The sequence below is a fragment of the Acinetobacter sp. RUH 2624 genome (genome assembly GCF_000162375.2).
GTDB classification, from domain to species: domain Bacteria; phylum Pseudomonadota; class Gammaproteobacteria; order Pseudomonadales; family Moraxellaceae; genus Acinetobacter; species Acinetobacter nosocomialis.
Genome location: NZ_KI391939.1, coordinates 544,872 through 568,867 on the forward strand (window position 1 = coordinate 544,872; position 23,996 = coordinate 568,867).

19 protein-coding genes, 3 pseudogenes and 1 riboswitch are annotated in these 23,996 nt (G+C 38.5%); of the genes and pseudogenes, 13 read left to right on the top strand and 9 right to left on the bottom strand.

The window, feature by feature from the left end; genetic code table 11:
• Positions 1–107 precede the first annotated feature (107 nt).
• The 5 genes from HMPREF0014_RS09255 to mutS form a co-directional block, all read right to left on the bottom strand.
• On the bottom strand, positions 108–776 hold the full coding sequence (locus HMPREF0014_RS09255) for an O-methyltransferase (RefSeq protein ID WP_006580608.1): 669 nt from the start codon (positions 774–776) through the stop codon (positions 108–110).
• Between the two features lie 139 nt (positions 777–915).
• Complete coding sequence (locus tag HMPREF0014_RS09260) at positions 916–1,635, bottom strand: D-Ala-D-Ala carboxypeptidase family metallohydrolase (protein ID WP_006580609.1); 720 nt, start codon at positions 1,633–1,635, stop codon at positions 916–918.
• 132 nt (positions 1,636–1,767) lie between these two features.
• On the bottom strand, positions 1,768–2,091 hold the full coding sequence (gene fdxA / locus HMPREF0014_RS09265; RefSeq protein WP_002051033.1) for a ferredoxin FdxA: 324 nt from the start codon (positions 2,089–2,091) through the stop codon (positions 1,768–1,770).
• Between the two features lie 345 nt (positions 2,092–2,436).
• The gene (locus tag HMPREF0014_RS09270) at positions 2,437–2,967 is read right to left on the bottom strand and encodes a GNAT family N-acetyltransferase (RefSeq protein WP_079377141.1); all 531 of its coding nucleotides are present in this window, start codon (positions 2,965–2,967) and stop codon (positions 2,437–2,439) included.
• A gap of 64 nt (positions 2,968–3,031) precedes the next feature.
• Positions 3,032–5,677, bottom strand: a complete 2,646-nt coding sequence (mutS, locus tag HMPREF0014_RS09275; RefSeq protein WP_004887948.1) for a DNA mismatch repair protein MutS — start codon at positions 5,675–5,677, stop codon at positions 3,032–3,034.
• A 500-nt stretch (positions 5,678–6,177) separates the two neighbouring features.
• Here mutS and HMPREF0014_RS09280 point away from each other — a divergent pair, with 500 nt between their 5' ends.
• From HMPREF0014_RS09280 to HMPREF0014_RS09300, 5 genes and pseudogenes are all read left to right on the top strand, one after another.
• Positions 6,178–6,942, top strand: coding sequence for an SDR family oxidoreductase (locus tag HMPREF0014_RS09280; RefSeq protein WP_006580611.1), 765 nt, complete (start codon positions 6,178–6,180; stop codon positions 6,940–6,942).
• Between the two features lie 12 nt (positions 6,943–6,954).
• Entirely contained in the window at positions 6,955–7,710 is a 756-nt protein-coding gene (locus HMPREF0014_RS09285; protein ID WP_004887945.1) for a glucose 1-dehydrogenase, read from the top strand.
• Positions 7,711–7,757: 47 nt separating this feature from the next.
• Positions 7,758–8,666 (top strand): SDR family NAD(P)-dependent oxidoreductase, encoded by a 909-nt coding sequence (locus HMPREF0014_RS09290; RefSeq protein WP_004887943.1) that lies wholly within the window; start codon positions 7,758–7,760, stop codon positions 8,664–8,666.
• Position 8,667: 1 nt separating this feature from the next.
• The gene (locus tag HMPREF0014_RS09295) at positions 8,668–9,123 is read left to right on the top strand and encodes a MaoC family dehydratase (protein WP_004709686.1); all 456 of its coding nucleotides are present in this window, start codon (positions 8,668–8,670) and stop codon (positions 9,121–9,123) included.
• Between the two features lie 13 nt (positions 9,124–9,136).
• Positions 9,137–10,959, top strand: a pseudogene (locus HMPREF0014_RS09300) (acyl-CoA dehydrogenase).
• A 156-nt stretch (positions 10,960–11,115) separates the two neighbouring features.
• Here the strand turns inward: HMPREF0014_RS09300 and HMPREF0014_RS09305 are convergent.
• Positions 11,116–12,027, bottom strand: a complete 912-nt coding sequence (locus tag HMPREF0014_RS09305) for a LysR family transcriptional regulator (RefSeq protein WP_004887938.1) — start codon at positions 12,025–12,027, stop codon at positions 11,116–11,118.
• A gap of 102 nt (positions 12,028–12,129) precedes the next feature.
• On the opposite strand from HMPREF0014_RS09305, the gene HMPREF0014_RS09310 reads away from it, so the two are divergent.
• The 6 genes and pseudogenes from HMPREF0014_RS09310 to HMPREF0014_RS09335 all read left to right on the top strand — a co-directional run bounded on the left by HMPREF0014_RS09310 (position 12,130) and on the right by HMPREF0014_RS09335 (position 17,967).
• Positions 12,130–13,323, top strand: a complete 1,194-nt coding sequence (locus HMPREF0014_RS09310; protein WP_004887936.1) for an MFS transporter — start codon at positions 12,130–12,132, stop codon at positions 13,321–13,323.
• Between the two features lie 61 nt (positions 13,324–13,384).
• Positions 13,385–13,580: riboswitch (yybP-ykoY riboswitch) on the top strand.
• Between the two features lie 157 nt (positions 13,581–13,737).
• Positions 13,738–14,157: pseudogene (locus HMPREF0014_RS09315) on the top strand (EAL domain-containing protein); the annotation flags it as partial.
• 277 nt (positions 14,158–14,434) lie between these two features.
• Positions 14,435–14,890, top strand: a complete 456-nt coding sequence (locus tag HMPREF0014_RS09320) for a hypothetical protein (protein ID WP_004887933.1) — start codon at positions 14,435–14,437, stop codon at positions 14,888–14,890.
• 178 nt (positions 14,891–15,068) lie between these two features.
• Positions 15,069–15,293: a hypothetical protein gene (locus HMPREF0014_RS09325; RefSeq protein ID WP_004887932.1), complete on the top strand. Its 225-nt coding sequence runs from the start codon at positions 15,069–15,071 to the stop codon at positions 15,291–15,293.
• 636 nt (positions 15,294–15,929) lie between these two features.
• Positions 15,930–16,493, top strand: a complete 564-nt coding sequence (locus tag HMPREF0014_RS09330) for a TetR/AcrR family transcriptional regulator (RefSeq protein ID WP_004887930.1) — start codon at positions 15,930–15,932, stop codon at positions 16,491–16,493.
• Positions 16,494–16,662: 169 nt separating this feature from the next.
• The gene (locus HMPREF0014_RS09335; protein WP_004887926.1) at positions 16,663–17,967 is read left to right on the top strand and encodes an MFS transporter; all 1,305 of its coding nucleotides are present in this window, start codon (positions 16,663–16,665) and stop codon (positions 17,965–17,967) included.
• A gap of 92 nt (positions 17,968–18,059) precedes the next feature.
• On the opposite strand, the pseudogene HMPREF0014_RS09340 reads toward HMPREF0014_RS09335, so the two are convergent.
• A pseudogene (locus HMPREF0014_RS09340) lies at positions 18,060–18,413 on the bottom strand (DUF2147 domain-containing protein); the annotation flags it as partial.
• Between the two features lie 205 nt (positions 18,414–18,618).
• On the opposite strand from HMPREF0014_RS09340, the gene HMPREF0014_RS09345 reads away from it, so the two are divergent.
• A complete protein-coding gene (locus tag HMPREF0014_RS09345; RefSeq protein ID WP_004887923.1) occupies positions 18,619–19,842 on the top strand; it encodes an MFS transporter in 1,224 nt (407 codons plus the stop codon).
• Between the two features lie 395 nt (positions 19,843–20,237).
• Complete coding sequence (locus tag HMPREF0014_RS09350) at positions 20,238–20,708, top strand: spore coat U domain-containing protein (RefSeq protein WP_004887922.1); 471 nt, start codon at positions 20,238–20,240, stop codon at positions 20,706–20,708.
• Between the two features lie 53 nt (positions 20,709–20,761).
• Here the strand turns inward: HMPREF0014_RS09350 and HMPREF0014_RS09355 are convergent, their stop codons facing one another.
• Together HMPREF0014_RS09355 and HMPREF0014_RS09360 are read right to left on the bottom strand one after the other, a co-directional pair.
• The gene (locus tag HMPREF0014_RS09355; protein ID WP_009498856.1) at positions 20,762–21,439 is read right to left on the bottom strand and encodes a hypothetical protein; all 678 of its coding nucleotides are present in this window, start codon (positions 21,437–21,439) and stop codon (positions 20,762–20,764) included.
• Positions 21,440–21,487: 48 nt separating this feature from the next.
• Entirely contained in the window at positions 21,488–23,662 is a 2,175-nt protein-coding gene (locus HMPREF0014_RS09360) for a TonB-dependent siderophore receptor (RefSeq protein WP_004887919.1), read from the bottom strand.
• Positions 23,663–23,996: the final 334 nt, after the last annotated feature.

Consider the following 23,996-nt stretch of genomic DNA (forward strand, 5'->3'; position numbering starts at 1 on the left):
CATATAGTTATCCGCAAATCTTGTGGATAACTATATGGAAAAGCAAGGGTAATAAAAGTAATTATTTGATTATAAATAATAAAATAGAAAAGATGATTTTTTGATCACTATTTAACAATTGCAATCGCGAAGCCGTCATGACCTTTTGAGCCAACCGTTTGTAAAGCTGTACAAGACAGAATTTGCGGATGGTTTTCTAAAGCTTTAAAGGTTTCACGAATACCTTCAATACTCGGTTTTTTGTTTTCAGGATTCAAAATATCGCCCGCACGGATGACGTTGTCTAGCACGATAATCGTACCTGATTTTGAGAACTTAAGGCTGAGTTCTAAATATTCCGGATAACCCTGTTTATCTGCATCAATGAAAATAAAATCGAAAGGCTCAATCGACTGTGGATCTATCGCTGAAAGTATATCGGCAGCACGGCCAGCTTTTAGTTCAACTTTTACAGGAAGATTCGCATGGTCGATATTTTTTTTGGCCATTTCTGCATGTGTATCGCGACCTTCAATGGTAAGCAAATAGCCATCTTCAGGCAGGGCACGTCCTAGCCAAATTGTACTGTAGGCAGCAAAAGTTCCAATTTCTAAAACTCGCTTACACTTATTCATCTGAATAAGCATTTGTAAAAACATGCCTTGGTTTGGAGCAACTGCAAGATGATTTGAAGAGCCGTGTTCGTCGGTATTTTTTAATGCAAAGTCGAGTCGGGGATCTTCGGGAATTAAATGTGAGTCGATATATTCGTCAATGTCTGTCCACAACTGCTGCATAGTCAAATTTACCTGTATATTGATAGGCGTATTTTAAACGTTTATGACTAGAGTGCAAAAATCTTCGGATTAAGAAATTTTGGTTGATTATAGAATGAGCAAATCCCCTTAAACTGAAGCGCACAAGGGGATTTATATTTTAGAAATTACACATGGAAGTATTACGGGTTAGGTCAGGTCCCCAAGTACGATAGCCTTGAGTATCAATATGGATTTGTCCTGAACTATATAAACCAATACCTAAGTTTAAACTTTGACCATGTTGGGCCCAGAACTGACACAATTTAAACTTGGTATTTTCAATAAACGCATAGTCTTGCGGTTGTGGAACTTCTGGTCCAATACGGAAATCGATGGCAGAGTTAAACAAATGTTTAGAAGAACTTGCACCACCAGCACATTGGTTTAAAGGTAAGTCACGATAAACCGAAGTCACTTCAAAGTCGGTTAAAACTTTTGCAGCAATTAAATATTTAAAGACGCGTAAGGTCGATAAAGAGTTATTCCAAAGTTCACGGTTTGGAACAGCATATTCTGAACTGCCACATTTTTGCCAATCGCGAGCTGATCTTAATAATTCAAAACTTGGTACGATGCCAGCAACATCATGACGCGCTAGAAATTTTTCGTATTCGCGTACACGTTCATAATGATCGCCAGTATTTAACCAAGCACGATAAGAAGCAGGCTCAACTTTAGGTGGAATTGGACGTTCGATAATAACGCGTTCTTGAGGAATAAAGATGCGTTTACTTGGAGAGGTTTTGCCTGTTGTTGTGTGTTGGGGAGAGCTGGCGCAACCTACCATAACCGCAGGGATTATGCATAGGGGCAGCAGACTCTGCAAAAACTTCCGCATAAGAAAAATCAAAAGCTTAATAAATATTGCGCCTATTTTAATGCAAAACAGTGCACAAATTACGAGGAATTTGCAATGAAATGTTTGAATAGGGTATAAAAAAGATCAGCGGTTGCTGATCTTTTTTTGAAATTATTTTTCTAGATACTGTAACTTATCTGGTTTGCCGTTCCATTCTTCACGGTCAGCAGGTTGATCGCCAATTTGAGTAATGTTAGGCCATTTTTGAGAAAGTTCAGCATTTAACTCAATAAATACTTCCTGACCTTCTGGTAACTCATCTTCAGAGAAAATTGCATTTGCAGGGCATTCTGGTTCACATAATGCGCAGTCAATACATTCATCCGGATTAATCACTAGGAAATTCGGACCTTCGTAAAAACAGTCTACAGGACAAACTTCTACGCAATCTTGGTATTTACATTTAATACAATTTTCAGTGACAACAAAGGTCATGGCGACAGCTACCTAAAAAATATGGTTTCATTTCGAATAGCTTATTTTAGGCAAAAAAGGGGTAAACAAACAATTGCTTTTATTGATATTGTTTATTTATACATATGAAGATAAGTTAAAACTTTGATATTCAAAGGAATGTTCTGGCCTTAAGATTGGTCAGATTGTAAAATTGAGATAAAAATATATTTTTAAAAACAAAAGGTTAAATAAATTTTTTCTGATGGGTTTAAATGTCATTTGGGTCAAGGTATCTATTTGATTAGATACCTTAAATCCGACTCTTGCGCTTAAATGCTGCTTTTATGCTGCATTTATAGCTAAAAAATCCTTAAATTATGGGTCTTAAAGCATACAGAGCAAATGAATGTCTTCTGGTTCTAACTCCCATAATTCCCGATCTGGATGTTTCAATACTGCCGCACCATACTTCATATAAAAGTCGACTGTACGTTTACTTGGCGTAGCTGAAATATAAAGTTGATGAACGCCCAATTGCTTGGTCGACTCTTTGGCTGCTTGCATCAGCTTTGCGCCAATACCTTGGCCTTGTTGATTGGCATCGACATAAAAATATTGCAGTAATTTAGCAGCAGGATAATCACCAATGTGTTGGTTAGATACGACACTAATGCCCACTAGCTGTTCAGCCGTATTAAAAGCACCTACAAATGAAGCACCTTGTTGATAGAGTTCTTTTAATTTTGGTGGGTCATTTTCTAAATGATAGGCATCCCAATTTTTAACATCATAAAAACAATCTATTAATTCGAGTTGATCTTGTTTTTGTATGTAGAGTTGGGTAATCAGTTCACGTCGACTAATGTGTTGCCAAATTAAATCGATCTCTTTGTATTGTAGTGGCCTTAAGAAAATAGAAATTTTATTCTCCTTAAAGTAAGAGCAAACATGCCTATACACATGTTTGCTCAATGAGTGATTATGAATTAAGCGCTGCTTTTAGCTCATAAAGCTGTTCAAGTGCCTGACGAGGGGTCAGGTTGTCTACTTCGATTTGCTTAAGTAAATCGAGGGCAGGTGAAGAGACTTCAACTTCAATCACTTTCTCTATGACTTGAGTACTTGGTGTAACTTCTGAATCTAAAGTTGCAAACAAATCACTTTGAACACTAGTTTGTAAGTGCTGCTGTTGTTGCTTCTCTAAAATACGTAAACGCTTCTGAGCTTCTTTAATCACGTTAGCTGGAATACCAGCTAATTTTGCAACCTGTAAACCATGGCTTTGGCTTGCTGGCCCTTGTTGGACTTTATGCAATAAGATCAGATTACCGTTTAACTCTTGAGCAGTGACATGATAGTTATCAATACCAGGTTCGCTGCCCAACTCTGTTAATTCAAAATAGTGAGTCGCAAACAAGCAAAGACATTTAATGCGTTTGGTTAAATCAACCACACAAGCCCACGCTAAAGAAAGTCCATCATAGGTACTGGTTCCGCGACCAACTTCGTCCATTAACACAAGCGATTGATTCGTCGCATGGTGCAAGATTTGTGAAGTTTCAGTCATCTCAACCATAAAGGTCGATTTGCCTGTCGATAAGTCATCGGCTGAGCCAATACGGGTAAAAATACGGTCGATTGGGCCAAGTTTGGCAGCTCGTGCCGGAACGTAACTACCGCAGTAAGCAAGCAAACTAATTAATGCTGTTTGGCGCATAAAAGTAGACTTACCGCCCATGTTTGGACCGGTAATAATTGCCATACGGTGCTGGGCATCAAGGAAAGTATCATTTGGTGTAAATGGCGCTTTACTTAACGCTTCAACTACAGGATGACGGCCACCTTGAATCTTAATACCTGTTTCTGGTGTAAATTCAGGGCGTGCCCAGTTGTTTAAACGCGCTTGATGAGCAAAGTTTGCAATTACATCAATTTGTGCGATTGCTGAACTCATCATTTGTAGATGAGCAATATTTTCACGAAGGTTTTCAAGTAAAGCTTCAAATAACGCTTTTTCACGTGCTAATGCACGAGACTCACTTGATAAAACTTTATCCTCAAAACTTTTTAGCTCAGGCGTAATGTAGCGCTCGGCATTTTTTAAGGTCTGACGACGAATATAGTCGGCAGGGGCTTGTTCGGCTTGAGAGCGAGTCAGTTCAATATAGTAACCACTTACACGGTTATAACCGATTTTTAAGGTGCTAATGCCAGTACGTTCACGCTCTTTTATTTCTAAATCAATGAGGAATTGGCCTGCATGATCACGAATTTGGCGTAATTCGTCGAGTTCAGCATCATAGCCTTCTGCAATTACATTGCCATCACGAAGTAATACCGGTGGGTTTTCAACAATCGCAGCCATTAAATGTTGATGAAGCGATTTAAAGTCACCCAATTCTTGATCGAGCTGTCCTAATAACTTGGATTTCTTTGCTTGTACAACAGGTGCTAATGCATTTCGTAAAAATGGAATTTGCGCGCAAGCATGACGAAGCTGAACTAAATCGCGTGGTCGCGCACTACCCAGCGCCACACGACTAAGTACACGTTCAATATCCCCAATTTCTTTAAGCACTAAACGAACCGGACTTTCATGGTAGCCCTGAATTAACTGTTCAATTGCATCTAAACGTGCATCAAGTAATGCGGTATCACGGACAGGTTGCATGAGTGTTCGGCTAAGTAAACGTCCACCCATTGCAGTTTGGCAGTCGTTCACCAGTTGGAATAATGATGTGCCGTGTTCAAACAAAGGTTCAATAATTTCTAAGTTACGGCGCGTGATTGGGTCGAGCGCAATAAAGTCAGTGCTTTGTTCTAAAAGAATTGAACGAATATGTGGTAACGCCGTTTTCTGGGTTTCTTTGGCATAGTGAATTAGAGCAGCAGCAGCAGCTTTAGCCAAAGGTAGCGGATCTAAACCAAAACCAGAAAGCGTTGATACAGAGAACTGGTCACATAAGGTTTTTTGTGCATTGTTTAAATTGAAGTCTACATTTGGGCGCTTGGTTACAGGGCAATCTAAATGCTTTTTGATTTGTTCGATAATATTTTGATCGACAAGATCTTCATCAATTAAAATTTCACTTGGCATGAGGCGTGCCAGTTCAATTGGAAGTTGTTCCGGTTTGTAGTCTTGTTGTTGAACTTTAAAAATACCTGCACTTAAGTCGAGTAAAGCAAAACCGATCTGGTTTTGATGGATACATAACGCAACAAGATTAGAGGACTGATAACTTGTGAGTAATGCATCGTCGGTTAATGTACCAGGGGTAAGAATACGAACAACTTTACGCTCAACAGGACCTTTGCCGGTGACTTCACCCACTTGTTCACAAATGGCTACAGTGCGGCCTGCTTTTACTAAACGCGCCAAATAACCTTCGGCTGAATGGTAGGGAACGCCTGCCATTGGAATCGGGTTGCCATTTGCTTTACCACGATGGGTTAAAGTAATGCCTAAAAGTTTGGCTGCTAAATGCGCGTCTTCAAAGAACAGTTCGTAAAAGTCGCCCATACGATAAAACAGCAACGCATGTTGATAGTCTTTTTTGACTTTGAGATATTGCTGCATCATTGGAGTGTGGTTGGAGAGATCAGCCATGATTTCAGCGCTATTCATGCGTAAAAAACCCTTAAAAAAACGAAAAATTTACTTTTGGTTAATGAACCAATTTCAAGTTTTTAAAAAATGAATGTAATTCAAGAAAAGTACAATAACTGGATGAACCTTAGAACCAGCATCCCTAGTATAAAGTGTTTTCAGACCATTCCAGCGGTGCAATGGTAACAAATTTGAGTTATTGAAAAAAAGAGTAGTGAATTATTGAAGTACTTGAACAGTGTAAAGATGTATTGAAAAAGAACTTAAGCTTAAAAACGATTTTCTTGAGTAGAAGCTTAACTGTATAAGAGAAAAGAAACATACATATTAATTTTATGCATAGTTGAATATTCAAATAATTCATTTTATTCATTGTTATAGGTTGGGTATGTTTATAAGCATCGTACCAGCGATGTTATATGTTCGATAGCAAATAAAAACTCGTTTCCAAAACTGATAGGCAAACACAAGAATTTAAAAGCCCAACAGTAAAATAGACCAAGCTCAGGAGTAAAAATATGCCAACCAATTTGTTTGATTTAACAGGGAAAGTCGCATTAATAACTGGTGCAAGTCGTGGGATTGGTGAAGAAATTGCAAAACTTTTAGCTGAGTATGGCGCACATGTCATTGTTTCGAGTAGAAAAATTGATGATTGCCAAGCGGTTGCCGATCAAATTATTCAGGCAGGTGGCAAGGCAGAAGCGTTTGCATGTCATGTGGGTTCAATGGAGGATATTACGGCTATTTTTGATCATATCCGTTCTAAGCATGGGCGTTTGGATATTCTAGTCAATAATGCTGCAGCAAACCCTTATTATGGCCATATTCTCGATACAGACCTTGCGGCATATAACAAAACGGTTGAGGTCAATATTCGTGGTTATTTCTTTATGTCGATTGAAGCTGGAAAACTGATGCGAGCTCAAGGCAGCGGTGCGATTGTCAACACCGCTTCTGTGAATGCATTACAACCAGGCGACCGCCAAGCTATTTATTCAATTACCAAAGCAGCCGTGGTGAATATGACGAAAGCGTTTGCCAAAGAATGCGGCCCTTTAGGGATTCGTGTTAATGCCATACTCCCAGGTCTAACAAAAACCAAATTTGCTGGCGCCCTATTTAGCAATGAAGAGGTATATAACCGTTGGTTGCAAGAAATCCCATTACGCCGTCATGCGGAGCAACGTGAAATGGCTGGAACGGTTTTATATCTTGTCTCTGATGCAGCAAGTTATACCAATGGTGAATGTATTGTGGTTGATGGTGGTTTAACCATTTAAGGACGGGTAGCAATGTACGATCAGTATTCAGATCAAGTGGTCTCAATCACAGGTGCGGCGAGTGGATTTGGTGCACTGCTGGCCCAGCAATTGGCAGAACATGGAGCAAAATTAGTCTTGGGAGACCGCAATATCGCAGGGCTGAATGCAGTGGTTGAACCATTACAACAAGCGGGTATACAAGTAGTTGCGCAGGCTTGTGATGTTAGTCTTGAAGCAGAAGTACAGGCATTGGTACAAAGTGCGGTGGATCATTTCGGTAGAATTGATGTCAGTATAAATAATGCGGGTATGAGTCCGCCAATGAAAAGCTTTATTGATACCAATGAGGCAGATCTGGACTTGAGTTTTGCTGTAAATGCCAAAGGCGTATTTTTTGGAATGAAGCATCAAATTCGACAAATGCTACAACAAGGTGGTGGCGTTATTCTAAATGTTGCTTCTATTGCAGGTTTAGGAGCAGCTCCAAAACTGGCAGCTTATTCGGCAGCAAAACATGCAGTGGTGGGTTTAACCAAAACAGCAGCAGTGGAATATGCAAATAAAGGGATTCGGGTTAATGCAATTTGTCCATTTTATACCACTACACCGATGGTGCTCGACAGTGAACTGAACGCGAAACAAGACTTTCTGGCACAGGCTTCTCCGATGAAGCGTCTTGCCCATCCGAGTGAAGTTGTTGCAATGATGCTGATGATGTGTGCTAGAGAAAATTCATATCTCACAGGTCAGGCCATTGCAATTGATGGTGGTGTTACGGCTTATTAAATACTTATTAAGAACAAAATATTAATAAATCTATTTAGGAAAAAACTATGACAATCAATTTAACCAACCGTGTTGCAATTGTTACAGGTGCCGGTGCAGGCTTAGGACGTGAGCATGCGCTATTACTGGCTCGTTTAGGCGCAAAAGTTGTAGTCAATGATTTAGGCAGTGATGTACATGGCAATGGCGGATCAACTTCAGCTGCACAGAAAGTGGTTGATGAAATCATTGCAGCCGGTGGTGAGGCGATCGCCAATGGTGCTTCCGTCACCGATGCGGAGCAAGTCCAGCGTATGGTCGATGACACTATGGCTCGTTGGGGACGCATTGATATTTTAGTCAATAATGCGGGCATTTTGCGTGATAAAACCTTTAGCAAAATGACATTAGAAGATTTTCGGCTAGTGATCGATGTGCATTTGATGGGTGCCGTGAACTGCACTAAAGCAGTTTGGGAAATCATGCGCGAGCAGAAATATGGTCGTATTGTCATGACCACGTCATCCTCGGGTTTATACGGAAACTTTGGTCAGTCTAACTATAGTGCTGCAAAAATGGCTTTAGTAGGTTTAATGCAAACATTAGGCTTAGAAGGCGAAAAATATAACATTCGAGTCAATTGTATTGCCCCAACAGCAGCAACCCGAATGTTGGAAGGCTTGTTACCAGAAACCTCACTCAAAGCACTTGCACCAAGTGCAGTTAGTCCAGCGATTGCTGTATTAGTCAGCGAAGAAGCCCCTAATAAAATGATTATTTGTGCAGGGGCCGGAAGTTTTGAAGCTGCACATATTACCTTGACCCAAGGCATTCATTTAGGAACTGGCGATGAGGTAGTGCATAACTTGGTACAGCATTTAAGTGAGCTTACTGATCGTACCAATGAAATCGTTCCTACGATGGGCGCAGCGCAAGGCAATTTAGAGTTGCAAAAAGCGGGTTTAAGCGGGGACTAACATGAGTATAGTGACGATTGAGCAACTGTTTGACTTGCAAGATAAAGAACTAGGTGTCTCTGATTGGTTGACCATTGACCAAGCCATGATTAATGCTTTTGCGGATGTTACGCGAGATTGGCAATTCATCCATATTGATACCGAAAAAGCTAAACAAACTCCATTTGGTGGCACGATTGCTCATGGTTTTTTGACTTTATCTTTACTATCGGCTATGGCGGCCGAAGTATTGCCCTCTGTAGAGGGACAAACCTCATCGGTAAACTATGGCATGAATAATTTACGCTTTCTAAGTCCTGTGCCGAGCGGACATCGTGTACGGGGAAGATTTACCTTAAAACAAATCATAGAAAAAAGAGCGGGAAGCTATCAGCTGACCTTAGGTGTGACAGTTGAAATTGAAAACCACCCCAAACCAGCGCTCGTTGCCGAATGGTTAACGCTGATGAATTTTTAATTGGGAGAACCGTGTGAATAATGAAATGATTCTTTCTCGACAGGATGTCGATTTCTTACTGTTTGATTGGCTTAACATTGAAGTACTCAATCAGCGTCCTCGTTTTGCAGGGCAAGAGCGTAGTGATTATGCGGCAGTATTGAATGTATATGAAGACTTGGCAACTGATCTTTTTGCGCCCCACAATAAAAAAATGATAGCCATGAACCTAGCTTTGATGGTGAGCGTGTAACTGTTAATCCAGAGGTAAGTGTCGCCTTAAAAGCCTTTGCAGATGCAGGTTTGATGAGCACAGCTTTTTCTACTGAATGGAACGGAATGAGTTTACCCAATACCATTGAACGAGCAGGTATGGCTTACCTGATGGGTGCAAATCCGGGTACGACAGGCTACGCTTTTTTAACGATTGGTAATGCAAATTTATTGATGGCCCATGGAGACCCTAAAAAAGTAAAGCCATATATTGATGCCATGATTGCAGGTGACTGCTTTGGTACGATGTGCTTATCTGAACCACAGGCCGGATCTAGTTTGGGAGATATTCGGACACGTGCAGTGCCAACAGCCGACGGACGTTATCGTTTATTTGGCAATAAAATGTGGATTTCAGGTGGTGAGCACGATATTTCAGGCAATATTGTGCATTTGGTTCTAGCCAAAATTCCAGATGAACAAGGGAAGTTACCTGCTGGCGTTCAAGGCATTTCGCTATTTACCGTACCTCGAAAATTAGTTGATGAGCAGGGAAATATAGGTGAGCGCAATGATGTCGCTTTGGCCGGAATCAACCATAAAATGGGCTACCGTGGCACCGTCAACTGTGTATTAAATTTTGGTGAAGGTCGTTATACACCAGAAGGAGAACCAGGCGCTATTGGTGAGCTGGTGGGCGAAGCTGGCAAAGGGCTTTCTTATATGTTCCATATGATGAATGAGGCCCGAATTTCAGTTGGTCTGGGCGCAGCCGCCTTGGGATATACAGGTTATTTGCATGCACTGGACTATGCAAAAAACCGTTTACAAGGCCGCTCTCGTAGTGAACGTGATCCGAGTTCTCCACAAATTCCAATTATCCAACATGCAGATGTGCGCCGTATGCTTTTGGCACAAAAATCATATGCCTCTGGAGCACTTGCACTTTGTTTGTATGCTGCAAAATTAACAGATGATATTCACTCTCTTGAAGATAGCGAGCAACAGAAAAAGGCACAACTACTCCTCGATTTACTTACCCCTGTGGTAAAAAGCTGGTCATCAGAATGGGGACTCGTGGCCAATGATTTAGCCATTCAAGTACATGGGGGATATGGCTATACCCGTGAATACAATGTAGAGCAGTTCTATCGGGACAACCGACTCAATCCAATTCATGAAGGTACATTTGGCATTCAGGCGATGGATTTACTCGGACGCAAAACACGGATCAATGATGGTCTGGCGATGCACGTTTTGAATGAAAAAATCACAGGAACAATTGCTCAAGCTCAGTCAATAGCAGCATTACAGCGCCATGCCAATACTCTTGCTCAGACATGGCAACGGGTTCAGGAGGTAACGGCAGCATTACATGCTATTAAGGATATGGATATGCAATTGGCAAACGCTGCCAATTATTTAGAAGCATTTGGACATTTAGTGGTTGGTTGGTTATGGCTAGATCAGGCAATAACCCTTCATGAAAATCTAGCCACTTCATCAGCAACAGATTTTTTAAATGGCAAGTTAGCTGCCTGTGATTATTTTTTTGGTTGGGAAATGCCTAAAATTTACAGTTGGCTCGCTGTTCTTGATCCAATTGAAACTACGCCATTAAATATGCAGGAAGCTTGGTTTTAATCACCAAAATTAATCTCATTTATACTTCATTACGCTGACCATAAGCGTAATGAAGTTATGATTTTTAATAACTTTGGTATAACAGTATTAGATAAACAAACTCAAAGCCATATAGTGAAATATATTGGTTTGGACTTGTTTGTGGAAAGCCCAATTTTATAAAGAAATATGACTCAATTTTTGATGTATGAAGTCAATGAGCGCTCTTGTTTTAGCGGGTAAGTAACGACGATTTGAATACAGTGCGAATAACTGCAAAGGGGCTGCCTTTTGTTCAAATTCAATCTCGACTAGCCGTCCGTCGCTAATGTAGGGTTGGCAAGTTTGTTTTGATAGAATTGCAAAACCGATACCTGCTACAGCAGCTTGTCCTGCCATCTCTCCGCTGTTTACTCGATAATGTCCTTTAACCTTAATGGCCTCGAATTCCCCCTTTTTATTGACAAATTGCCAAGGAGCACCTTTGAGTGCACTGACTGTTGTAATACAGGGTAACTCTTCAAATTGCTCGATACGAGTAGGGGTGCCATAACGCTGAATGAGAGAAGGGGCTGCAACAATCGTGCATGGGATAGTCACCAGATGACGAGCGATGTAGTCACTGTTATCCATCTGACCGCGGCTAATGATAATCGCTAAATCCAGATCATCTCGTAGAGATTCAAAACCCGACAAATTTGTGACACAGCTGATTTCTAAGTCTGGATACTGACAGGCGAATTCTGCAATCACAGAACCTAGCAGTGCAGGGCCTATTTCATTTGGAATACAAATTCGTAATGGACCTTTAAGCTGCATTTGACGCAACGTTAATTCTGTCTCCGTTTGCTCAAGCGCTTCGAGTAATGGCTTTGCTCTGGTATAGAGTAGTTGCCCTGCCTGAGTGAGTTTCATATGTCGAGTACTACGCTCAATGAGCTGAAGATCGAGTTTTTCTTCTAACTGAGAAATGCAGCGACTCACGTTTGATGTTGGCATTTCAAGCAGTTTCGATGCACCCACAAAACTTTCTTTTTCAACCACAGCAATGAATACTTTCAGGGTATTAAAATCCAGAGCCGGACGCATCAATTGTCCCATATTTGATAATAATAAAAGCCATTTCTACCATATAATCAATACTATTGATAGCAGTTAAACTCGGACATCTTTTATCTATAGGTTACTGCGATGTCCCTAGCCACACAGACGTTTAATTATAAAGTCCTCATGCGGATAGCCACTGTAATTGCTTTCGTTCAGTTCACGAATGCACTGAAATATATGGTGTTCAATCCTATTTTTGTTTTTATGGCGACAGATTTCGCAGTGCCAGTATCATTCTCAGGTTATGTTTCAGGGATGTATACGCTTGGCGCCGTTCTTTCGGGAATTATTGCTTTTTACTGGATTGATCATTTCAATAAAAAGCGGTTTTTAACTATCAATATGGCGCTACTAGGTCTACTCACACTTTGGACTACCTGCACATCCAGTTTTAGTCTGCTACTTGCACTTCGATTTTGTGCAGGGTTGGTCGGCGGCACTACAATGGGTGTGGGTATAAGTATATTAATAAACAACGCTCCGCCTAATTTACGAGGAAAAATGTTAGCGACGGTGATTGCATCATTTTCAATAGTAAATATTGTCGGAATGCCTACCATATTATTTCTATGCACTCACTATGGTTGGCATGTGGCTTTGTGGCTCATAAGTGCATTGTGTGTGTTGGCATTGCCATTAATTGTATCCATTATACCCAAAGACCAAGTCTATTTAGATATGCTTCGTGCGCTGCCTCTGGATATGAACACATTATTGTTCGCCTCTGCTAATGCACTCGTACAGTTTAGTCCTATGCTCGTCATTCCTATTTTGGCACCCTTAATGATTCAGCAGTTGGGTGCTTCACAAAATCTATTGCCTTGGCTCTTCTTCAGTGGAGGTGTTATAGGTTACCTATCTACAAAAATTACAGGGGCGTTAACCTCTCGTTTTTCTGTTTTAGTGCTGGGTACAGGTTCAACCATTGTTTTTATACTGAGTTTGCTAATACCAATACTAGGCTATCAGCATGCAGCGTTATTTATTGGTTTATTTCTCGGTGCATCTTACAGCCGTTTGGTGTCATGTTCAGTGCTTACGATTCAGTTTCCTAACAACCAACAACGAGCTGGATTTTCTTCATTACAGACATCCATCATGTATTTAATGACAACCGTTGCATTTTTCTTATCTGCTTTTTTATTGCCTGATCAGGGTATGACGCCACAAAGTGTAAATACGTTACTAGCGATATGTGCAATTTCAGCAGCAGGGTTCCCAGTTCTTGTGATTGTTCTGCAAAAGAAACTGGCTAAACGTTTTCATGTCTTTTTATAAGCTCTTCTGGTTTTGTCTGACTATCTCTGTAGAGTTACGTTTAAATCACTGGTAAACTTCACCCATTGTCATTGGGGAGTAGCCATTCCTAGTACCCAGCTAGGAAGACCACGTCAACAAACTTGAGATGAGTATCTCATGGCGTGTTCAGCCACTGTATATACAGTATGAGCTAGGCGAGACCTTTGGCCGCAACGTGCTTTGCTAGTCGGGCGAGGCGTGTTGACGCGCCAATGGTTTCTTATTCGCCCGGCTGGAACTATTCCTATGCTCCTCACTTTTATCTTATTCTTTGTGTCCGCCGCAGCGATTTATCTCGCCTGTGAATATTTCGTCAATGGTATCGAATGGTTCGGTAAGCACCTTAATCTAGGTGCAACTGCAGTAGGTTCCGTACTCGCAGCTTTCGGTACAGACATAAATCCATCTCGGCTCATTTTAGAAATTACTGAAAATATTGCCTTAAATAATTGTGCAAGCATGATCGAAAAAATGAATTTCTTGTCTAGACATGGCATTCAGCTTTCACTTGATGATTTTGGTACAGGGTACTCATCTTTAAGCTATTTACAAAAAATGCCTATGAGTCAAATCAAGATTGATCGAAGTTTTGTACAAGCTGCTTTGGATGATAAGCGTAGCAATAAACTGGTCACAGGTATTATTAAAATCGGTTTAGACTTAAACCTTCGTGTGCTTGTAGAAGGAATAGAAACGATTGAACAATTTAACGCTTTTAAAAGTAATGGCTGTACTGAATTTCAAGGCTATTTATGGGGTTGTCCGATGCCTTTAAATGACTTTATTAAACAGTTGCCATATTTTCATAAGTAGTTGAAAAATTAATTAATAGAAAGTATAGAAGATAAAGGTATATTATTTTATTAATGATAAAAATCACGCAATCCAATGTTATATGAGCTTTTTTTATATTACAAAATTAAAAAAAGCTTAAAGCAAAACAAAAAATGGTTATTTATTGGCTTAATTTTAACAAATAATTAACAATAGTTACTTATTGTTACATAAGATTACAAGTTGAAATATAACTTGAAGCATACTTACTTTGAAAGACACCTAATACCGCTTCAAAGATAAGGAAAAAACCTTAATGCCACAATACTTAGCTATTGCAGAAAGTGTGTATAGGAAAGTTAAAGAAGTTGAGCTTTTTTCAGATGACACTATTGAAAATCTTAATAATTTAATGATTTTTATACGTAAAGAGATCACGGGGAGTGTATTCAAATTAAAGTATAACTACATTGATTTCGAAGAAGCTTTAACAAAACCCTTAAGTGAATGTAAAGTAAAAATAGATGTTAGTCTTATTCCACACCATAGTATGGAAGACGAATATATTTTATGGCTAGCTGGAATTGTTGAAAAAATTACGGAGGGTGGGCCCAAACCGCCACCACCAATTAAGAAATATATTCCTGAATTTATTAGCCTCGAATCAGAACTAGATTTTTTAACTGTTCCAAAGGAAAAGGTTTTAAATAAAGGTGAAGAAATTACCGACTATTTTAATTCAGAAGCATTTACCAAAACTGTGAAAAAGTAATGGTTGAGTGTATTTATAAAAACCGTTTAATCGCGGTTTTTTTATTGAGTTAAAAACGAGTAAGTAAGCCTATTTTTGCTTAGTAAACTTTACACTCCAGTACAGATCATCTATTGATACGAGTTATACATTTATGTATTACTTTAAATTCCAGTACTACAATAAAAAGGAATTTATTATGAAGTACATTAAGTATATTTTCGCCGCATTAGTTATCGCGCTTTCTGCTCCAACCTTTGCAAAAGGTCACGCTTACCACGGCTCACATCATGGTTATCACGGCAGTCATTATGGTAAAGCTTATGCTTATCGTGGTAATCATCATGGTAAGGGCTACTATCATAATAAAGCCCATGGCGATCATGGGTCTGATATGCATAGCCACGGACGTGGTCATATGTAATTCAACTCACTACAAAAAATCCCGCAATAGGCTGCGGGATTTTTTATGGCTTGATCTCACCACTTTATAAACTCCAATTTAACAATATCTTATTCATTATTTATCCTTACTTTTTAATGCGTTATTTAAAAGCAAATGTCATTTTGTGTGCTTGACTGTAAGAAGCTAGGACACTATCCTTTGCCTGCTGGCCACATTGCCAGTCGGTCGTCGCGGACCGCCCCTTAAGAGCATTAAAGGTTTTATACTTTTAGTGTGTACACCCTCGTGCCCCCTCTGCGGCGGAACGGGAGGGGGACACCTTTGGGTGTGCTGGAATCTTAAGGCCAGTCCGCGAACCCCCTTTCGTTCTGCCACCATAATTTTAATGTCTGGCAGAACTCCCAATAAAAAGGAGTTGGCTTTGCACATCCATTATTTCTTGGCAGCGGCTGCCAAAAGCTATAACGACACAGCTTAAAAATTAAAGCAGCTTGAACGCCCTCAGGTTTTCAGGCCGTAAGTCATTTTTACTTAGAACTTAGCAACAACAAAACTTGAGATGTGCCAAGCACAGTCTTTACGGCTTTGCTATGCCTTTTTTCTCCCAAAAAAGTATCTCGTTTAGAAACAACAAGAATTTATAATGGTAAAACTATGCCAAATTATTTAGAAATCTCTTCCAAAAAATTACACATTATTCGAACGGCTATTGGTCTATTTACCACTTATGGATTTCACACCGCAGGTGTAGACCTGATTGCCAAACAGTGCGAAGTACCCAAGGCGACGCTATATAACTATTTTCGCTCAAAAGAAGGGCTGATTGAAATGTGTATTGCCTTTCAGAAAAGTTTACTCAAAGAAGAAGTACTAGCCATTATTTACTCAAGCCATTACCGCACACCCATTGATAAGCTCAAAGAAATCGTGGTTTTACATGTTAATTCTAATAGCCTGTACCACTTATTACTTAAGGCTTTTTTTGAAATTAAAGTGGTTTACCCGCAGGCTTACCGTATGGCAGTTGAGTATAGAAAATGGCTGACCCGTGAAATTTTTGAACTGATTTTTAGCTTAGAAATGAGTGTGTTAAAACCCGATGCCGACATGGTTTTAAACTTAATAGATGGCTTAATGTTTGAGTTTTTAAGTACAGATAGTGTGGAAAACAGGGATGCAGCGATGGACTGCTTTTTTAAACCTATTTGTTTGAAGTAAACGAGTTATTTAAATAAAGGGGAATATGGTTTGCTTGATTGTTATCAGATGAGCAGACCATAGACGCCGTGAGATGAGGTGTGTTATTTTATTTACGCTAATCGTAAATCGATTACGTATATCGTAAAAATGGAATTAATTTAAAGCGCGTCATGGAGAAAGGAATACCATGAAAGAAGTTGCATTAAGTGATTTGATCAATCAGCAGAAAGTTGGGCGTTATCAAAAATTTATTCTGGTCACTTGTTTATTGCTAATGATTATGGATGGTTATGACATCCAGTCCATGGCTTACGCAGCTCCAATGATTATAGAAGACTGGGGCGTTCAAAAAACCATGCTCGGCGTTGTGTTTAGCGCAAGCTTATTTGGTTTATTTGTCGGATCATTTTTATTAAGTTCACTTTCTGATCGGTTTGGCCGCCGTCCTATACTGCTCATCTCGACCTTTATGTTCTCGATATTAATGCTGTTAACACCACATGTAGGCAATATCGAGCAATTGACCGTAATTCGCTTTGTTACAGGAGTTTTTTTAGGCGGTATCATGCCAAATGTGATGGCTTATAGCTCCGAAATTGTTCCATATAAATCTCGTATTTTTACCATGATGGTTATATCTTGTGGTTATACGGTTGGGGCAATGCTAGGGGGCGGTATATCAGCCTTATTGGTTCCTTGGGGCGGTTGGCAGTCGATTTTCTATTTTGGCGGAATTATCCCTTTAATTATTTTCTTTATTACATTCTTTAAAATGCCAGAGTCTTTATATTTTTTGAGTGAAGACAACAAAAACAACCCTAAAATTTTGTTTTGGTTAAAGAAGTTTTATCCCGCACTAACGTTTAATTCAGAAATAAAAATCATTAATAACACTGAAGTTGAGGTTAAAAAGTCGCCGCTAGAGTTGTTTAAAAATAAGCGTGCGTTTTTTACCTATTCCATCTGGATCATCAGTATTTTAAATATGATCAGCCTTTATTTCCTGTCGAACTGGCTACCGACTTTGGCTAAAGAGTCAGGACTTTCATTGAATCAGGCATTAATGATCGGATCCACCCTACAATTAGGCGGTACGATTGGTAGTGTTGTGATGGGCCTTAAAATTGATAAGACTGGATTTTATAAAGTATTAATTCCTGTTTTTTTTGTCGCAGTGATGAGTGTTGCTTTAATTGGGTATGCTGTTAGTCATATCGTTTTATTGTTTATTATTATTTTTATTGCTGGCTTTGCCATTGTTGGCGGACAACCTGCCATTAATGCTTTGTCTGCCAGTTATTACCCAGTTTCACTTCGTACTACAGGGGTGGGTTGGAGTATTGGAATTGCCCGTTTGGGTTCGGTTATTGGGCCGTTATTTGGCGGGTATCTCTCTCAATTTTTGGTCATTACCCATTTATTTGTGATTGCTGCAATCCCTTCGTTATTCGTGATTATCACACTGATCATTCAGGCTAAATACCGATCATAACACTGTCTACTACATAATTTTTACATCACATATAGACCGTATTTATGATCGGTGAGTAGCTACAGGGCGTTGGTCAAAAGCTACTTTATGAATTATTTAACTCGGTACCATGTTTGGTTTCGACCAATTGCAGAAATACCAATATAGCCACGCGCAGTAAGTTTTTCGCCATCTGGTGATACAGTTACACTAAAGCGATAGGTTGTGTCTGACTGTGGGTCAAGAATAGACCCTTTGTCATATTTATTTTGACCAACATTTTTTAAATTTTTGACAATGGTTAAACCAATTAAAGATTTGTTTTTATAAGTACCTTCACACATCGTACATTTATTGGCTTCACTTGTAACAAGGATTTTTTCAATATTTACAGTGAGAAGACCGTTTTTATCTTCGCTAAACTTTACCAAAGCTCTAGGTTGATTGGTTTCATCATCAATTGTTTTCTAAAATATTTAGAAAAGTAAAACCCGAAGAAAATTAATTTATAATGTTTAAAGAAATACAAAAATATAATATAAAAATTTAAAAAAACTAAAAAAATAATATAAGTTGATAAATGTGGATATAAATATATTTTTAAAAAATTAAAAAAGAATTATTTTTAAATAGTTCTCTTTGTTAAATGGAGTAATTAACTGGTTGTATTTTATGAATAATTTAAAGTTAGCATTTTTCGGGTTTTTGTCTGGTTATATATATTGCTTTTTAACAGTTACACTTCAAGCAGCTTTCACACATTTGGGCTATCCAGTTTCTTTTATCTCTACGATGGTATTTGCCTTACTGCCTTATTCTTTTAAATTTTTATGGAGTGGCTTTGCCGATTCAGTTGATAAATCATCTATCAAATTTTTAATATCCATATTTATAATTTTAATCAGCTTTAGCTTCTTTTTATTAATCCTCTTTTCGGATTTATATAGTATTGTTTTTATTATAATGTTAATCAATTTGGCATTCTTAGGAGCATGTTTTGATATCTTGACAGATGCAAACTTAATTAAAAATTTTACAGATGAAGAGCGTAGCTCTTTATTGTCTTATTACATTTTTGGGTGGAGAATTGCTTCTATTTTTGCAGGTGGGGCAGTTCTATTTATTTTTAATAAAATCTTCCAAGGAAGTTTAAGCCACTTATTTGTATTTTCCTCTTTGATTTTTCTGATTTTTTTTATAGTTTTTACTGTTAATAAGTTAAGCGATTTTTGGAAATTTAGTCGGGAAAACTTATTCTATTTTTTAATGTTTTTACCACCGATCTCTTTATTTTTTATTGTGAAAACTAGTCTATACAATTTAAAAGATTCGTTTTCTGTTCTTTCTGATATAAGTAAATTGTTTTTTTATTCAACATTTTATAAGCTTTTTGATTTAACCTTATCTTCTTTTGTGATCATATTTTTTATTAAAAAGTTTGAGCTAACTCTTGAGTTTTTTGGTGTGGTTAATACTATTTTACCGCTACTTGCTGTTGTATTTTGTGGTTATGCTTGGGGACGGATGAGTAGTAAATTTCCAGCAAATTATATAATGTTGTTTTCTTTGTTACTGAAATCATTAACCTTGTTGTTCTTTATCTATGTAAGTTTTTATAATGAAATTAATAAAGTTTATTTACTTGTCTTGTTCTCACTCAATATTGTTTCATCTAGCTTTGTTACTTATTCTTTTTCCAATTATTTAATGCAAGCTGTTAATAGTGCTAGGTCATCATTTAAATTTTCTATTTTAACATCTTTGTCTATGCTTTTAATTTTGGTATCTGTACCAGTTGCATCTTATTTAGTTGATAATTATAACTGGATTTCATTTTTTACCTTTATATTTGCTCTTCAAGTATTAAGTTATATATCTGTTTTTAAAATAAAATAATATTTTTCTCTTAATTGTTTTGTCGTGAATGAAATGTTTCTTGTGCGCCTCAACACGATACATTGAATGAAAACAGGTAGAGCTGTACAAAAGGTCTTATTTGTTAATTAGCTATTGAACTGAGACATCTAAAATTTTCAATTCATCATTAGATAGATTGGTGTAGACAATTAATAGAAATAAAAAATATTAACTACTTTTTAAACTAAATAAATTACGTTTAATTCATCACAAATTATAAGTTTAATATGAAAATCATGTGATTATTATCGATTGACAGTAGGCAATATTAAGCTTTATAACTAAAAGACCCTGAAACTGTTTCTTTAGTAAAACAGAAAAATGACAATATAAAGATGAGTAGAAAATAGAACAAAAAAAGATAAGGAGAAGAAATGAAAGTCATTAAGTACGCCTTATTTTCCCTTATGGGAATGCTGATAATAAATAGCGCACATGCTGGAAATGCATCTACTTCATTAAAGGTGAGTTTAACCATTGTAGACACTTGCGAAGTTTCAACCCAAGGAAATCTAGATTTTGGTACAGTTGTACGTGCGCAGCCAGTTTCAGCCACAAGAACCGATGTCTCTGTCCAATGCAGCAAAAATACACCGTATCAAGTCGCCGTCACCTCAGACAATAACTTTGAGCTTAAGTCTGCTGCAAGCACGGCTTCTGTGGCATATGTGTTGTATCAGGATGCTGGTCATACCCAAATTTGGGGTGGGGCAGGAAGTAAAATACACTCAGGTTTTGCAACGGGAATGAAAGAAAATATTCCTATACATGGGGTAATTACATCAAGTACCAATGTTCAGGCTACAAAGTATGAGGATTGGGTGCGCGTAAATGTTGTTTATTAATTGCAGCTCGCCAAAGTGTTATAAAAACCTTGAGAGCTGCATCATAAATGGTTTTATTTATGGGTAAGCCATTGAATTGAGGCATCAAACAGCTTTAAACCATCGTCAGATAGATTGGTAAAGGTGTCATTGTTAAGGAAGAACATAAGACGCTTTGCAGGCGCTAAAGATTCATAATCCATTGTTGCACCTTTCTCATATCCCCAAATGGCTACTTTTTCAGGTTGTCCATAAATCGTTTCAATAATGGTGGCACCTAAACCGGGCTTGCCCCAACTCATAGGCGCTTGAGCCTTATATACATTGCGAGTTCCAGCAGGAAGCTGTGCAGAGAGGGGATGCGGTGCATTGACTAGCCACAAATAACGTTCTTTCTCGACTTCGCCAAAATCGGTATTAATACGTTTACCGGTCATTGCCAAATCATCAAGGTAGTCGTTTTCCCATGTCATGATTGGAAGAGGAAGTTGACGCCAACCAGATTGAAGGTTTTTAGAAGCAACAGTAGAAGAGATAATGACTAAATCTGTGTTCTTTAAACTGTTTGGTGAAACAGATTGATCTAACACCTCAACTTGATAGCCCTTGCTTTGCAAGTATTTTTGAATGGCAATATCTGTACTCGCCGAGGCACCTTTAACTTGAGAGATCAAGGCAATTCGCGTTTGAGCATAAACAGCAGAACTAAACAATGTGCCAATCAACACTACGATAGAAAGAAGCTTTTTCATATTGATTTCAAAAGAGCAGCGATTTAGGCACTGCTCTAATCCCATGTTTTAAAATTTAAAGGTTGCACGTAATACCGCTTGGCGAGAATCACCTTGAGACACGGCCAAATTATTTACACTGGCTGTGTAGTAGGTTTTGTCAAAGATATTATTTAAATTAAATTGGAACGTAACTGCTTGCTTGGCAATGGTCGTGTCATAACTGACAAAAGCATTGGCAAGGGTATAGTCGGGCAGGTCAAAGGTATTTTCCGAATCCCCAGCACGTTTACCAACATAATTACCGCTTATACCAAAACGTAAATTACCGTTGTAAAGTTCGCCATAGTTATACGCTAGTGCCAAAGATGCAGTATTTTTCGCTACATTATTTAAGCGATTGCCCTCAAGGCCACTTTCATCTTCAGTTACTTTCGCATCTGTATAAGCATAGGTAAGGGTCGCATCAAGCTGATCGGTTACACGTCCTGTTAGGTCGAGTTCAACACCTTTAGAACGTACTGCACCTGTAGTATGCAGTTCAACTTCACCAGTTGATGAGTTAGTCACTTTAGCTAAAACGTTACGTTTTTTAATATCATAGAGTGCAAAGTTTGCTTTAACACGGTCATTTAACTCATATTTCGCACCAACTTCATAAGACTTGGCTTGTTCCGGTTGAACATCAGAGTTAATAACAGCATCGCCACCCAAAGGTGCAATAGAAGAAGACGGCTTAAGTGACTCGGTATAACTACCATAGAATGAAAGCTGGTCATTCCATTTATAAACTAAACCTGCATGTGGAAGCCAAGCATCATCATTGGTGTTGGTATTTTCTTTAAATGGTCTGCCACGGCCAGCAGTTTGCTGATAGTTCAGGTAACGTCCACCAAGCACTGCAATCCATTTTTCATTTAGGTGAATTGCATCTTGTACATAAAAACCATAGGTATGCAGTTTATCGGTTTGATCACTATCATCTTTGCTAATCTCACGAGATGGTTCGACAGTTCCAAAACTTGGATTTAAATAATCTATTGTGGAAGTAGTTTTACTACGAACCATATCTGGACGGAAATACTTACGATATTCGATGTCTGAACCGAATTGAATATCATGCTTTAAACCGAACAGGTTGGTTGAACCATTAATATAAGCTTGAGCATTACTATCTACGCTTTGTGCATTTAAAGTCGCATCGGTACGGCGTGTCACGGTGTGTTTAGTTGTATCTAACTTGGTCACACGTAACTGGTTGGCATCATAAGTTTCGTAGTTGTAGGTATAACCAAAGTGAGCTGACCAGTTATCATTAATTTGATGGTCAACTAACAATTGCGCCAAATGATCTTCACCTTTCATTTGGTTAAAAGCTTCATCTAGACGTTGGTATTTAGAGATCGGTAGGGCTTTATTGGTTTTCGGGTCAAAAACGGTAGAGCGGTCAAAAGGTACATCAAAGTGACGATATTGATAACTCAGGTTCACTTTAGTTTGACCATTATCCCATGCTACAGACGGAGCAATTAAAGTCTGTTTGAGATTACCAAAATTACGCCAGTAGTCCGCATCAGAATGATCGGCAATAAAGCGATAAGCAAAATTACTGTCACCAATTGCACCCGTAGTATCTATGCTTGCACCTAAACCATTTTTGCCCGCAGCAAAGCTTGAGCCGTAAACGGAAAGTTCAGTTTTCTGAGTCGTCTCAGGTTTCTTTGTAATGACATTGACCACACCACCCGGGTCCATAATGCCATAGAGTAATGAAGAAGGACCTTTTAAGACTTCAACTTGTTCAACGGCCGCATTCATGGTTCGGCCTTGCACAATTGGCATACCATTTACGGTAACTGAACCGTCACGGTTATCACCAAAACCGCGTTTCATTACGGTGTCTTGTGTACCCCCTAAAGTATTACCCTGTGTAATGCCGCTGACTTGGGTCAGTGCATTGTCCAAGTTCGCAGGTAAATAATCTTTCATGTATTGCTTAGATACGACGTTTACAGTTTGCGGGCTTTCTAGATTTTTTTGTTTGCCTCTTAGCGTCGACGCCGTTTGTGTTGCGATATAACTTGTGTCTGCTTCAGCCTGAACCTTAATCGTTTCTAGTTGTGCCGGTTGAATTGCGGTTGCTTCTGCCCAAGACATCATTGGAATGAGGGATAAGAGTAAGGGGCTACTATGTTTTAAAATTTCAACAGTAATTAAATTTTTACGCGGGGAGAAAGCAAACATAAGTATACCTAAGTGATATAAAAATCGTGAAAGGCTAAAAAAGAGCGACTATTCAAGCGAACAAACAAGAGTGCTGACTAGACTCAAAAAAAGTGAGTAAAGTATATATAAATGAGACTCATTTGCAATGGTTTGGAGTGAATAAAGGGGTGGGAAAAATTAATAATAATTTAACTTTTTAATTAGATTATCTTTTTACTGTCAGATCATGCAGGTTTTATTACTGGTCAAGTTCTCAATGTTGATGGTGGTGGAAGCTTATAGATAATCGTAACAATGCTTAGGTACTGAAAATTTAAACTTCATCTTGCCTAATTTAAAAAAAGATAGGAAG